This window comes from Bradyrhizobium sp. TM239 (assembly GCF_036247985.1).
GTDB lineage: Bacteria > Pseudomonadota > Alphaproteobacteria > Rhizobiales > Xanthobacteraceae > Bradyrhizobium > Bradyrhizobium ottawaense.
The window spans coordinates 111,687-124,135 of the sequence record NZ_BTIR01000024.1 but is presented as its reverse complement, the minus strand read 5'-3'; the positions used below and the strand labels follow the sequence as shown (position 1 = coordinate 124,135).

Below are 12,449 nucleotides of genomic sequence, written 5' to 3'. Positions count from 1 at the left end.
TTTGGCGCTGATCGGGCAACAAATCTACGCGGTCACAGCACACGCAGATTTGTGGCCGGATCAAGAACCGTGTGCCACGCCGATCCCGGCATCCAGAGCGGACGGCGCCGAAAATGGCGCCGCCCTCTCCGGCTGTCCGATCAGAAGAAGCCGAGCTTCTTCGGGCTGTAGCTGACCAGGAGGTTCTTGGTCTGCTGATAATGATCGAGCATCATCTTGTGGGTCTCACGACCGACGCCCGACTGCTTGTAGCCGCCGAAGGCCGCATGAGCGGGATAGGCATGGTAGCAGTTGGTCCAGACCCGGCCGGCCTGGATCGCCCGGCCGAAGCGGTAGCAGCGGTTGGCATCGCGGCTCCAGACGCCGGCCCCGAGGCCGTAGAGCGTGTCGTTGGCGATCTCGAGCGCCTCCTCGTCGTTCCTGAAGGTCGTGACCGAGACCACGGGGCCGAAGATCTCCTCCTGGAAGACTCGCATCTTGTTGTGGCCCTCGAACACGGTCGGCTTGACGTAGAAGCCGCCGGAAAGATCGCCGCCGAGCTCGGCACGTCCGCCGCCGGCGAGCACCTTGGCGCCCTCCTGCTTGCCGATGTCGATGTAGGACAGGATCTTCGCCAGCTGCTCGCTAGACGCCTGGGCACCGATCATGGTGGCGGCATCGCGCGGGTCGCCCTGCTTGATCGCCGCGACACGCTTCAGCGCCCGCTCCATGAAGCGGTCATAGATGTCGGCGTGGACCAGCGCCCGGCTCGGACAGGTGCAGACCTCGCCCTGGTTCAGCGCGAACATGACGAAGCCTTCGATCGCCTTGTCGAAGTAATCGTCGTCCTCGGCGGTGACGTCGCTGAAGAAGATGTTCGGCGACTTGCCGCCGAGCTCCAGCGTGACCGGAATGAGGTTCTGGCTGGCGTATTGCATGATCAGCCGGCCCGTCGAGGTCTCGCCGGTGAACGCGATCTTGGCGATTCGCGGGCTGGACGCGAGCGGCTTGCCGGCTTCCAGACCAAAGCCGTTGACGATGTTGAGGACGCCGGGCGGCAGGATGTCCGCGATGATCTCGGCCCAGACCATGATCGAGGCCGGGGTCTGCTCGGCGGGCTTGAGCACGACGCAATTGCCGGCGGCGAGCGCGGGGGCAAGCTTCCAACTCGCCATCAGCAGCGGGAAGTTCCAGGGGATGATCTGGCCGACCACGCCGAGCGGCTCGTGGAAATGATAGGCGATGGTGTCGTGGTCGATCTCGCCGATCGAGCCTTCCTGGGCGCGCACGACGCCGGCGAAGTAGCGGAAGTGATCGATCGCGAGCGGGATGTCGGCGGCGCGGGTCTCACGGATCGGCTTGCCGTTGTCCCAGGTCTCGGCAATGGCGAGACGCTCGAGATTTTCTTCCATGCGGTCGGCGATCCGGTTCAGGACCGCAGCGCGCTCGGCGACGCTGGTACGGCCCCAGGCGCCCTTGGCGGCATGCGCCGCGTCGAGGGCCAGCTCGACGTCCTGCGCGTCCGAGCGCGCGATCTTGCAGACGATCTGGCCGTTCACCGGCGAGGCATTGTCGAAATATTTGCCGGAGATCGGCGCGACGAATTTGCCGCCGATGAAATTGTCATAGCGTTCGGCAAAGGGAACTTTGGTCACATTGAGGAATTCCACCTTGTTCATTGATCACTCCCGATGTTTGCTGTTTGCGCAATCCGTCGCGTGGTCGCGACTTGCGCGGACGATGTCGCGGGAGATGTTTTCTGTCAGCCCCGATGGGAGCGATGACCGGGGTGACCTGTCGCAGTTCTGCGACAGGTTGTGAGCGAGGCATCACCATTGTGTCCCCGACGCGCTGCAACGCTCTTCGCGTTGCTGCGCAGAGCCGGGACCCAAAAGGCCGCAGGGGGAATGCTGAGACATGGGCCCCGGCTCAGCAGCGCACCACGTCGCGAGGGCGACGCGCTGCGCTGCGTCCGGGGCACGAGATCAGAGTCTGAGTAAGCGGCGCCGCTCAGTGGTTCAGCTCGAACCGCTTCAGCTTCCTGTGCAGCGTGGCGCGGCTGACGCCGAGGGCCTTGGCGGCCGCCGAGACATTGCCTCCGGCGCGGAGCAGCGCCCGCTGCACCACCGCGCGCTGACCGCCGGCAAGATGATCGCGTGCGGGTTCGCCGCCGAGCAGATCGGCCGCGGGCACCGGCTGCAACGCCCGGCCAGGGGCAATTCCGAGCGCCGCCCGGGCGGAGCGGGTCGCGCCGATCACGAGATCGTCCGCATCGACCGCGATGAGGCCTCCGCACTGGCCGTCCGCAGCTTGCGTCAAGACGATGCGGGCATGGCCGAACGCCCTGCGGAACAGATCGGCTTCGATACGCTTGGCCGCCTCGCCCGTCGCAAGCGCGATCAGGCTGGAAAACGTGTCGGTGCGGTCGGCGCGGCAGGAGGAGACGTCGAGCACACCCGCCAGCGCCGCCTCATGGTCGTAGATCGGAACGGCGGTGCAGCTCAGAAGCGTGTTGCGGGTGAAGAAATGCTGGTCGCGGTCGATCGTCAGCGGACGCTGCTCGACGAGGCAGGTGCCGATGCCGTTGGTGCCTTCGTGCTCCTCGCTCCAGAGCGCACCGGTCCACAGACCCCAGGATTGAAACGTCGCATCATCTGCCGCCGTGCCGCGACGATCGACCGGCACGCCCTCGCCGTCGGCGAGCAGCACGCAGCAGCCGCTCGCGCCGACCGCCTGATAGAGCCGGTCCATCACGCCTTGCGCGGCGGCCAGCAGCGGCGCGATGCGCTCGCGCGCCTGGTACAGTTCGGCTTCGGTCAGCCGCATCGGCGAGGTGCGGCCGCCGGGATCGAGATGATGCAATCTGGACGAACGGCGCCACGAGGCCACGAGCGCGGATCGTGCCGCCTGGCCTGACGCGATGGCGGCCTCGACACGGGCCGCGTGATGCCGGGGCATTGACCCATTCATCACTGTTTCCTCCGGATGACAGACTAGAACGTGCCGGCCTCGCCCGGTTGATCTGCGTCAACTTCGGCGAGCGTTACAGAAGCCATGAGGCCGCCGCGGCGCTGCCGTCAAGGCGGTCGCCCGGTTCCGGACTTACGACCTTCGCAGGAGGAAAGGCACGGTGGTCGGATTTCGGCGGCGGCTTTCGTCGTCGGTTTCGAAGCTTGCGGAAAACGCTACTTCGCCGGGATCATCCGAACGAGATCACGCGGATTGACGTAATCGAGCTGGAAGCGCGCCCGCTCGTCCAGCATGTCGGGGTCGATCCTCTCGGACCGCAGCAGCGACACCCGCTGCTCGCTCCTGGCGCGCTCACGCTTGAGCTGGGCCAGCTCGCTCGTCAGCGCGATGATCTCCTGGTCGAGTTCCTGGCGGGCGTTGAGGCCGTATTTGCCGGTATAGGCGTTGACGCCGAAATAGCCGACGATGGCGGCCGCCATCGCATAGAGGGCAAGACCGGTCAGGATCGATTTCAGGCGCGCGCGGGAGACCATCCTAGGAAGATGGGACAGGTTGGTTAAGGGAGTGCTAATCGCCCCTGCTTCCGACACCTGTCGTCATGTCCTGCAAAGACGTGGATGACCGGGTCAAGCCCGGCCATCGACGGAGTGTTTGGCCTCAGCCGTGGTGCTTGGCGACGTGCGCGGCGAAGGCGTCGATATAGGCCTGGAGCACGGGCTTCAGCGAGTCCTTGGTGAGGTTACCTTCGGCGTCGAACGCATCGCCGACCGCGTTCAGATAGGCCTCCGGCTGCTGCATGATCGGGCCGGAAATACCGGGCAGGATGTTCTGGAGCGTCTTTGCGGCGCTGACGCCGCCGAGCGGGCCCGGTGAGTTCGAGATGATGCCGACCGGCTTGCCGTTGAACGAGCTCTTGCCGTACGGGCGCGAGGCGACGTCGATGGCGTTCTTCAGGACGCCGGGGATCGCGCGGTTGTATTCCGGCGTGACGAAGATGACGCCGTCCGACTTCTGAAGCTTGTCGCGGAAGGCCAGCCAGTCCGCGGGCGGCGCGCCCTCGAGGTCCTGGTTGAAGAACGAGATGCCCGCGGGCGTGACGACCTCGACCTTGAGCGTATCAGGCGCAAGCTTGGCCAGCGCATTGGCGATCTTCAGCGAAAAGCTGTCCTTGCGCAGGCTGCCGGCGATCGTGACGATGTTGTAGGCCATGGATTGTCCTTGAGGGCTTGAGCTGGAGTGCCGCGACGGCACTTAAGCGATCTCGTGCAGTGGATGCAAGTGCATGAACCCGCCCGATTTGGAAACGCTGTGTTTCGCGAAAGCAGATGGTCGCCCAAAACGATTAGGCCGCCAAGCGGCGGCCCGATCTTTCGTGCAACTCTGCAAATCGACTCAGATCGTCGGATTCCACGCCGACGGGATCAGGCGATATTTGGCGCCGTCCTTCTCGACATGGCCGACCGCCGGGAACGTGAAGTGGAAGCCGATGACGGTCGCCTTCTCCGCCGCCGCCATGTCGTAGAACTTGTGGCGCGTCTCCTGTGCCAGCGCGGCGTCGGCATCGAACATCACGTGCCAGTCGGGATTGCGCAGGAAGAATTCCGGGATGTTGGTGACGTCGGACTGGATCAGCACCTTGGCATCGCCGGACGCAACAGCGAACGAGGTGTGGCCCGGGGTGTGGCCCGGGGTTGCGATCGAGGTGATGCCCGGCGCGACCTCCTTGCCCCACTCGAACTTGGTGACCTTGGACTCGAGGCCGGCGAAGGTCTTCTTCACGTTGGCGAAGTAATTCTTCATCATCGGATTGGACTCGGCCTTGGCGGCGTTGTCCTCGCTGGTCCAGAACTCCCAGTCCTTGCCCGGCACCATGATCTCCGCGTTGGGGAACGCGAGCCCGCCGTCGGCGAGGCGAATGCCGTTGGTGTGATCGGGATGCAGATGCGAGAGCAGCACGACGTCGATGTTCTTGGGATCGACGCCGGCAGCCTGGAGATTCTGCAGGGTGCGGCCGACGGCGCCCTTGCTGGCCTCGAAATTCGCAATGCCGTTGCCGGTGTCGATCAAGACGAGCTTGGAGCCGGTGTTGATGAGCTGCGGGTTGAACGGCACCGTGACCATGCCCTTCGGCATGTAGGCCGCCTCGCCGGCGGCCAGCGCCTCATCCTTCTGCAGGTTGGCGACGAACTTGTCCGGCATCGGGAAGGTGCGCGCACCGTCATTGATCGACGTGCACTCGAAAGCGCCGACCTTGTAGCGATAGAAGCCCGGCGCCTGCGTCCCGGCCTGCGGCACCGCGGCATTGACGGCGGCCGGTCGGAGGCCGGTTACTGCGACCGCGCCGACGGCAGCGGCGCCAGCGAGCAAATGACGACGATTGAGATCGGTCATGGAATCCCCTTCTGAGCCTTGCGGTTTTCCGCATTCAATGGCGGCGGAATAATCTCCCGCTTTGCTCAGAAGGCAAGACCTTCCTGCGGTGACGTGCCCTCGCACATCACGATTATTTATTTGGGTTGATGAGGAATTTTTCGCCGGTGGCGCGTTTGGCGTACACCGCGATGTTGGCGGGATCGAGCACCTCGGTCAGCGACACCACCTTGGTGTAGTGACTGGCGAAGGTGGTCTTGAGCTCGGACGCGACGCGCTGGCGCAGGCGGCCGATCTCGGCCGGGCCGATGTTCTGGAGGAACGGCGTCAGCAGCCAGCCACCGACACCCCAGGTCAGTCCGAACGACCGGCTCAATTCGGTCGGACGGTTGTCCAGGCTGCCGTAAATGTAGATCTGCTTGTACACGTTGGAGCCGTAGCGGCTGTATTCCTTCGCCGTCTTGTTGGCGGCAACTTCCATGGCGGTCAGAATCTGGCTGGCCAGCTTGCCGCCGCCGATGGCGTCGAAGGCGATCGTGGCGCCGGTCTCGACCAGCGCATTGGTGAGATCGTCTGTGAAGCTCGGCGCGCTGGAATCCACGACGTGCTTGGCGCCGATCTTGTGCAGGATATCGGCCTGCTCCTTGCTCCGGACGATGTTGACGAGGCCGATGCCGTCCTTGATGCAGATCTTGTTGAGCATCTGGCCGAGATTGGACGCAGCCGCCGTGTGCACGAGCGCCTTGTGGCCCTCCCGCCGCATCGTCTCGGTCATGCCGAGCGCGGTCAGCGGATTGACGAACCAGGACGCGCCGTCGGCGGCCGTGGTGCCCGCCGGCAGCTCCATGACGTCGCGGACCTTCAGCACGCGGTACTGCGTGTACATCGCGCCGCCGATCATCGACACCGTCTTGCCGATCAGCGCCTTCGCAGCGTCCGACGATCCGGCCGCGATCACCGTGCCGGCGCCCTCGTTGCCGACCGGCAGCGACTGATCGAGCCGGGCTCCCATCATCCGCATCGCAGCCTCCGGCATTGTCGCGGTGATGACCGGCATCTCCTTCGTGCCGGACGCCTTGGCGGCCGACATGTCGGCCGGCCCGATCAGGAGACCGAGGTCGGAGGGGTTGATCGGCGTGGCCTCGACGCGAACCACGACCTCATCGTCGGCCGGCTCCGGCGTCGGGACATTCACGAGCGACAATTCCAGCTCGCCGCTCTTCTTCAGCAGCGAACGCAGTTGCAGTCCGGTCTTGCCGTCGCTCATGTCGATCCTCCCCTGTCCGTCTTTTCGCGAGTCGAAGCGCTGGCTTATGCCAGCGCCTTCAGTGCCGCCTTGCCGCCGTACAGCGCCTGCTTGCCAAGCTGCTGCTCGATGCGCAGGAGCTGGTTGTATTTGGCGGTGCGGTCGGAACGTGCAAGGGAGCCAGTCTTGATCTGACCGCAATTGGTGGCGACCGCGAGGTCGGCGATGGTGGAATCCTCGGTTTCGCCGGAGCGGTGCGACATCACCGAGGTGTAGCCGGCCTTGTGCGCCATCTCGACGGCGGCGAGCGTCTCGGTCAGCGTGCCGATCTGGTTGACCTTGATCAGGATCGAGTTGGCACGGCCCGTCTTGATGCCGTCGGCGAGGCGCTTGACGTTGGTGACGAAGAGGTCGTCGCCGACGAGCTGGCACTTCCTGCCGATGAGATCGGTGAGCTCCTTCCAGCCGTCCATGTCGTCTTCCGACATGCCGTCCTCGATAGTCACGATCGGATAGCGCGAGACCAGGTCTGCAAGATACTTGGCCTGCTCGGAGATCGAGCGGGTCTTGCCCTCGCCTTCATAGACGTATTTGCCGTCCTTGAAGAACTCGGTCGAGGCGCAGTCGAGCCCGAGCACGATGTCGCTGCCCGCCTTGAATCCGGCCTTGCCGATCGCGTTCATCACAAATTCCAGCGCTGCGTCGGCCGACGGCAGGTTCGGGGCGAAGCCGCCCTCGTCGCCGACATTGGTGTTGTGGCCGGCCTTCTTCAGCTCCGACTTCAGCGTGTGGAAGACTTCCGCACCGTAGCGCAGGCCCTCGGCGAAAGACGAGGCGCCGACGGGGAGGATCATGAACTCCTGGAAGTCGATCGGGTTGTCGGCGTGCACGCCGCCATTGATGATGTTCATCATCGGCACCGGCAGCAGCCGTGCCGAGGTGCCGCCGACATACCGATAAAGCGGCATGTCGAGCGAATTCGCGGCCGCCTTGGCGCAGGCGAGCGAGACGCCAAGGATGGCGTTGGCCCCGAGCCGGCTCTTGTTGGCCGTGCCGTCGAGGTCGATCATGATCTGGTCGATCTGGGCCTGCTGCTCGGCATCGAGGCCGCTCAGGGCCTCGAAGATCTCGCCGTTGACGGCACCGACCGCCTTGGTGACGCCCTTGCCGAGATAGCGGGCCTTGTCGCCGTCGCGCAGTTCCACGGCTTCATGGGCGCCGGTGGAGGCGCCCGACGGCACCGCGGCCCGGCCGAGCGCGCCATCCTCCAGCACGACATCGACCTCGACGGTGGGATTGCCCCGGCTATCGAGGATTTCGCGGCCGATGATGTCAATGATGGCGGTCATGATGTGCACTTCCGTTCGTTGGAGCTGATCGGTTCGCCGCGGGTCTTACACGGGCCGCAAGCAAATGTGAACGCTTGAGGATGCCACTTTGCCTGACGCGTGAAGGGCCTCGGATTATGCTCGACGGCTGCAGCTCCGTGCGTCCAACCTCAATCCTAAAGAGTCGGGGTAACGCCATGAATCGCCGCCAGTTTCTTGCCTCGAGCACCGCCCTGTTCGCAGCCCGCCCAGGCTTTGCCCAGGAAGCACCGTTCCGGACAAAATACTTCCCGATCAGTGCCGGTATCGGCCTGCACGATCTCGCGCCCGCCCCTGACGGTTCGGTCTGGTTCACGGCGCAGGGCAAGGGCCTCCTCGGCAGGCTCGATCCCCGGGATGGCAGTTTCAAGACCGTCGGCCTCGGTCAGGGCGCCGCTCCGCATGGCGTGACCATCGGCCCCGATGGCGCGGCCTGGATCACCGAGGGCGGCCAGAACGCGATCGCACGGGTCGATCCCGGCGATCTCAAGGTCACGCTGTTCCGCCTGCCGGAAAAGTTCGCCTCGGCCAATCTCAACACCGGCGTGTTCGACAGGGAAGGCACTTACTGGTTCACCGGCCAGTCCGGCTATTACGGCCGCCTCGCGCCGAAGTCCGGCGAAATAAATGTGTTCAGGGCGCCCAAGGGCGTCGGCCCCTATGGCATCACCGTGACGCCCAAGGGCGAGGTCTGGTACGCCTCGCTTGCCGGCAGCTATATCGCGAAGATCGACCTGGCAAGCGGCAATGCCGCCGTGGTCGCGCCACCGACGCCGAACCAGGGATCGCGGCGCGTCTGGTCGGATTCGAAGAGCCGGATCTGGGTCAGTGAGTGGAACAGCGGCCATGTCTCGGTGCACGATCCCGCCGATGGGTCGTGGAAGAGCTGGAAGCTCCCGGGCGAACGTCCCCGCGCCTACGCCGTCTTTGTCGACGACAAGGACAAGGTCTGGCTGACCGATTTCTCCGCCAACGCGATTGTCCGCTTCGATCCCGCCACCGAGCGGTTCAACGTGTTCGCGAGCGACAAGGCCAATGCCAGCGTCCGTCAGCTCGACGGCAGGCCTGGCGAATTGTGGGGTTGCGAGTCCGGCAACGATCGGATCGTCATGATCCAGACGTTCGCCGCCGGTTGACGACAGCGGCATTTGCGTCCATCCCGGCATCCTCTGGAGCGCGATCTTATCGCGCTCCGATTTCTGAGTTGAGCATGATCTTTCGGAAAACCGGTGCCCACTTTTCCGGATCATGCTCCAAAGGATGACGACGATGGCGAAGAAATCCCTCCAGCTCGGCCGCGCGGTCGAGTGGCCACACACACCGGAAGATGCCCAGCTCGACCGCGTGCCCAATCCGCAAAAGGGCACCGACTATCTGGTGCGTTTCACCGTGCCGGAATTCACCTCGCTCTGCCCGGTCACGGGGCAGCCGGATTTCGCGCATCTGATGATCGACTACGCGCCGGGTGCGTGGCTGCTGGAATCGAAATCGCTCAAACTCTACATCGCGAGCTTCCGCAATCACGGCGCCTTCCACGAGGACTGTACCGTGATGATCGGCAAGCGCATTGCCAGCGAGATCAAGCCGAAATGGCTGCGCATCGGCGGCTATTGGTATCCGCGCGGCGGCATCCCGATCGACGTGTTCTGGCAGACCGGCCGCGTTCCCAAGGGCCTGTGGGTGCCCGAGCAAGGCGTCGCGCCGTATCGCGGGAGGGGCTAGCGGCCAACCGGTCGTTTTTTCCGCGGCTTTGAAACGCGACAAAGCCGCGCTGGCAACCATGCTCGTCCTACAAATTGGCGGCGAGATAGCGCACGGTCTTCGCGCTGTTTTCGATGGTTGCCCTTCCAACCTCGACAAAGCCCAGGGCTGCATGGAATCTGTCGGAGACAGGGTTGGGCGGATCGAGGTTCACCTCGCAAACGACGCGGGTATGGCCAAGCCCCCCCGCCCGCTCCAGCAGATGGGCGTAGAGCAAGCGTCCGATACCGTGGCGCCGGTACGCCTCGGCAACGATAACCCGGTCGACATAGAGAAATCTGTCGAACCGACCGCGAAACCAAAGAAAGTGTCCGCCGTCGTAGTCGTCGGATTGTTCGAACGCCAGCAGAAGCGCTGCGCTGGGTTGAACGAACAGCGCCAGTCGTGCCGATCCGATCAATCGGTCGAACCGCGTGAGCAACGAAGTCTCGCGCGCGCTCGCATTGTTCAGGTGGAGCAGCGCGCCCCTTTTCGGCTCGCGGTGAAGGTCTTCGATCTCAAATTGCGTTGACATGGCGCAGGACACACACAGGTGATGATCTAGACATAGACCAGGCGTTTCTCGCCCGACAGCCCATCGCGGCAGGGGCGACAGATGGCTGCCGGGTTAGTCCCACACCACAGCGCTCAAACGCGCGCATCCGCTGGCGCACGCTGCTTGAGCAGCCGGGCGCAGACGAAGCCCAGCGCCACCATGATCGCGGCGCTCGCGAACAGGGTCGGCATCTTGCCGGCATGCTGGAGCCCGAAGCCATAGGCGAGCGGCCCGACCGTCTGTCCCATGAAGAAGAAGAACGAATGCAGCGACAGCGCGGTGGCGCGCGCCTCGACCGAGAGCTCGCTGGCGAACACCTGGAGACAGCCATGGGCGATGTAGAAGCCCCAGCCCATGACGATGAGATTGAGCGCCTGGACCTCCCAGCGCGGCCCGAAGGCCACGGCGACGAGTTGTGAGGCGACCAGCGTCATGCCCGCGATCATCATGCCCTTCATGCCCAGCCAGGGCAGCAGGCGCGACACCGTCAGCGTGTAGAACAAACCGCCGACCGCAAAGCCCGCGATGACGATGCCGGCGATCGACAGCGACGTCTGCCCGAGCTCGAACAGGAACGAGGCGATGTAGGGAAACAGGCCGAGCACGCAGCAGCCTTCGATGAACACCGCCGAGTAGCAGACATAGGCGTTCGGGTTGGTGAAGATGGTGCGATAGCCGGCCTTCAGCGCCGACAGGCTGGTCTTCGGCGGATGCTTGACCTTGGCGCCGTGAAAGCCGGCGGCGACCGCGATCGACGCCACGATCACGAGCCCGCCGAGCACCGCAAGCACGCCGCGCCAGCCGAGAAAATCGCCGATCAGGCCGGAAGCCGAGGCGCCGAGCAGATTGCCGGTCATGGCGCCGGCAAGCGTGCGGCTGATCGCGACCTGGCGTTTCTCGGGCCCGACGAGATCGCTGGTCAGGCTCAGCGCCACCGGAAACACGCCGCCGGAACCGATGCCGGCGAGGATGCGGGTCGCAAACAGAACCGAGAACGAGGACGAGAGCGCGCCGAGGATGTTGGCAAGGCCGAGCAGCGCGAGGCAGCCGATCATCAACCGGGTCTTGCCGAACAGATCGGCGGCAGCGCCGACAATGGGTTGGATGATCGAGAAGGTGAAGGCGAACACCGCGGCAAAGCCTGCGGCGGTGGCAATGCTGACGCCGAAATCCTCGGCGACATGCGGCAGCACCGGATCGAGCGCGCGTGCCGAAAGCGCTGCGGCGAAGCTTGCGCCTGATATGACGTAGAGCGCTGTCGGCAAGCCGTGATCTTGCGGCCGCGCCTCGCCTTGCTGCATCAGCGCGGGTTCTTTGCCAGCGCGTCGAACGCCATCAGCCTTGCGATCAGCCCCTCGAACTCGCGCAGCGGCACCATGTTGGGCCCATCGGAGGGCGCGCGATCAGGATCCGGATGGGTCTCGATGAAGACACCGGCGACCCCAACGGCAACAGCTGCGCGGGCGAGCACCGGCACGAATTCGCGCTCGCCGCCCGACGAGGTCCCCTTCCCGCCCGGCTGCTGCACCGAATGGGTGGCGTCGAAGATCACGGGCGCACCGGTGGTGCGCGCCATGATCGGCAGCGCACGCATGTCGGAGACCAGCGTGTTGTAGCCGAAGGACGCCCCGCGCTCGGTGACGAGCACGTTGGGATTATCCGCGCTGGTAATCTTCGTGACGACATTGGCCATGTCCCAGGGCGCCAGGAACTGCCCCTTCTTGACGTTGACGACCTTGCCGGTTGCGGCCGCCGCCAGCAGCAGATCGGTCTGCCGGCAGAGGAAAGCTGGAATCTGCAGGATGTCCACGGCCTGCGCCACCTCGGCGCATTGCGCGGCATCGTGCACGTCGGTCAGGACAGGCAGGCCGAGCGAGGAGCGGATCTCGGCGAAGATCGGCAGCGACTGCGCGAGGCCCAACCCGCGCGCCGCCGACGCGCTGGTGCGGTTGGCCTTATCGAACGAGGTCTTGTAGACGAGGCCGATGTTCAGCCGCGCCGCGATCTCCTTCAGCGCGGAGGCCACCTCCAGCGCATGCTGGCGGCTTTCGAGCTGGCAGGGTCCTGCAATGATCGAGATCGGCAGATCATTGCCGAACTTGACCGTGCCAATGGTGACGACCGGCGCCGCTGAATGCGAAGAGCTCAAGGCAAATCCCTCGTTTCGGCGCGACCATAGCCGCCATGAGGGTCGGATCAACCCTATTCGGCCAGGGCCGGT

At 64.8% G+C, this 12,449-nt stretch carries 12 protein-coding genes; 2 read left to right on the top strand and 10 right to left on the bottom strand.

Annotated features, from left to right (window positions below; translation table 11 throughout):
* Positions 1-140: 140 nt before the first annotated feature.
* The 7 genes from adh to eno all read right to left on the bottom strand — a co-directional run bounded on the left by adh (position 141) and on the right by eno (position 7,914).
* Entirely contained in the window at positions 141-1,658 is a 1,518-nt protein-coding gene (gene adh / locus AABA84_RS31800) for an aldehyde dehydrogenase (protein ID WP_338314094.1), read from the bottom strand.
* A gap of 331 nt (positions 1,659-1,989) precedes the next feature.
* On the bottom strand, positions 1,990-2,949 hold the full coding sequence (locus AABA84_RS31795; protein ID WP_212250971.1) for a helix-turn-helix domain-containing protein: 960 nt from the start codon (positions 2,947-2,949) through the stop codon (positions 1,990-1,992).
* A gap of 215 nt (positions 2,950-3,164) precedes the next feature.
* Positions 3,165-3,482 carry an FtsB family cell division protein gene (locus AABA84_RS31790; protein WP_028141594.1) on the bottom strand — a complete coding sequence of 106 codons (318 nt, stop codon included), beginning with the start codon at positions 3,480-3,482 and terminating at the stop codon, positions 3,165-3,167.
* Between the two features lie 124 nt (positions 3,483-3,606).
* Positions 3,607-4,158, bottom strand: a complete 552-nt coding sequence (locus tag AABA84_RS31785) for an NADPH-dependent FMN reductase (protein ID WP_338314093.1) — start codon at positions 4,156-4,158, stop codon at positions 3,607-3,609.
* 183 nt (positions 4,159-4,341) lie between these two features.
* Positions 4,342-5,340, bottom strand: coding sequence for an MBL fold metallo-hydrolase (locus AABA84_RS31780; RefSeq protein ID WP_212250969.1), 999 nt, complete (start codon positions 5,338-5,340; stop codon positions 4,342-4,344).
* Between the two features lie 112 nt (positions 5,341-5,452).
* Positions 5,453-6,586 (bottom strand): zinc-binding dehydrogenase, encoded by a 1,134-nt coding sequence (locus AABA84_RS31775; RefSeq protein WP_028141591.1) that lies wholly within the window; start codon positions 6,584-6,586, stop codon positions 5,453-5,455.
* Between the two features lie 44 nt (positions 6,587-6,630).
* On the bottom strand, positions 6,631-7,914 hold the full coding sequence (eno, locus tag AABA84_RS31770) for a phosphopyruvate hydratase (RefSeq protein WP_212250968.1): 1,284 nt from the start codon (positions 7,912-7,914) through the stop codon (positions 6,631-6,633).
* Between the two features lie 176 nt (positions 7,915-8,090).
* Between eno and AABA84_RS31765 the strand changes: the two genes are divergently transcribed.
* The gene (locus AABA84_RS31765) at positions 8,091-9,068 is read left to right on the top strand and encodes a Vgb family protein (RefSeq protein WP_338314092.1); all 978 of its coding nucleotides are present in this window, start codon (positions 8,091-8,093) and stop codon (positions 9,066-9,068) included.
* Between the two features lie 124 nt (positions 9,069-9,192).
* Positions 9,193-9,654 carry a preQ(1) synthase gene (gene queF, locus AABA84_RS31760; RefSeq protein ID WP_028141588.1) on the top strand — a complete coding sequence of 154 codons (462 nt, stop codon included), beginning with the start codon at positions 9,193-9,195 and terminating at the stop codon, positions 9,652-9,654.
* A 67-nt stretch (positions 9,655-9,721) separates the two neighbouring features.
* Here queF and AABA84_RS31755 read toward each other — a convergent pair whose 3' ends face one another.
* The 3 genes from AABA84_RS31755 to kdsA all read right to left on the bottom strand — a co-directional run bounded on the left by AABA84_RS31755 (position 9,722) and on the right by kdsA (position 12,377).
* Complete coding sequence (locus tag AABA84_RS31755) at positions 9,722-10,207, bottom strand: GNAT family N-acetyltransferase (protein WP_338314091.1); 486 nt, start codon at positions 10,205-10,207, stop codon at positions 9,722-9,724.
* Between the two features lie 113 nt (positions 10,208-10,320).
* On the bottom strand, positions 10,321-11,529 hold the full coding sequence (locus tag AABA84_RS31750) for an MFS transporter (RefSeq protein ID WP_338314090.1): 1,209 nt from the start codon (positions 11,527-11,529) through the stop codon (positions 10,321-10,323).
* A complete protein-coding gene (kdsA, locus tag AABA84_RS31745; RefSeq protein WP_212250962.1) occupies positions 11,529-12,377 on the bottom strand; it encodes a 3-deoxy-8-phosphooctulonate synthase in 849 nt (282 codons plus the stop codon). Before kdsA ends, AABA84_RS31750 begins: the two co-directional genes overlap by 1 nt.
* Positions 12,378-12,449: the final 72 nt, after the last annotated feature.

Coding starts and splice junctions, on each gene's coding strand:
- adh (WP_338314094.1), bottom strand. CDS start 1,658: ATGAACAAGGTGGAATTCCTCAATGTGACCAAAGTTCCCTTTGCCGAA.
- AABA84_RS31795 (WP_212250971.1), bottom strand. CDS start 2,949: ATGAATGGGTCAATGCCCCGGCATCACGCGGCCCGTGTCGAGGCCGCC.
- AABA84_RS31790 (WP_028141594.1), bottom strand. CDS start 3,482: ATGGTCTCCCGCGCGCGCCTGAAATCGATCCTGACCGGTCTTGCCCTC.
- AABA84_RS31785 (WP_338314093.1), bottom strand. CDS start 4,158: ATGGCCTACAACATCGTCACGATCGCCGGCAGCCTGCGCAAGGACAGC.
- AABA84_RS31780 (WP_212250969.1), bottom strand. CDS start 5,340: ATGACCGATCTCAATCGTCGTCATTTGCTCGCTGGCGCCGCTGCCGTC.
- AABA84_RS31775 (WP_028141591.1), bottom strand. CDS start 6,586: ATGAGCGACGGCAAGACCGGACTGCAACTGCGTTCGCTGCTGAAGAAG.
- eno (WP_212250968.1), bottom strand. CDS start 7,914: ATGACCGCCATCATTGACATCATCGGCCGCGAAATCCTCGATAGCCGG.
- AABA84_RS31765 (WP_338314092.1), top strand. CDS start 8,091: ATGAATCGCCGCCAGTTTCTTGCCTCGAGCACCGCCCTGTTCGCAGCC.
- queF (WP_028141588.1), top strand. CDS start 9,193: ATGACGACGATGGCGAAGAAATCCCTCCAGCTCGGCCGCGCGGTCGAG.
- AABA84_RS31755 (WP_338314091.1), bottom strand. CDS start 10,207: ATGTCAACGCAATTTGAGATCGAAGACCTTCACCGCGAGCCGAAAAGG.
- AABA84_RS31750 (WP_338314090.1), bottom strand. CDS start 11,529: ATGCAGCAAGGCGAGGCGCGGCCGCAAGATCACGGCTTGCCGACAGCG.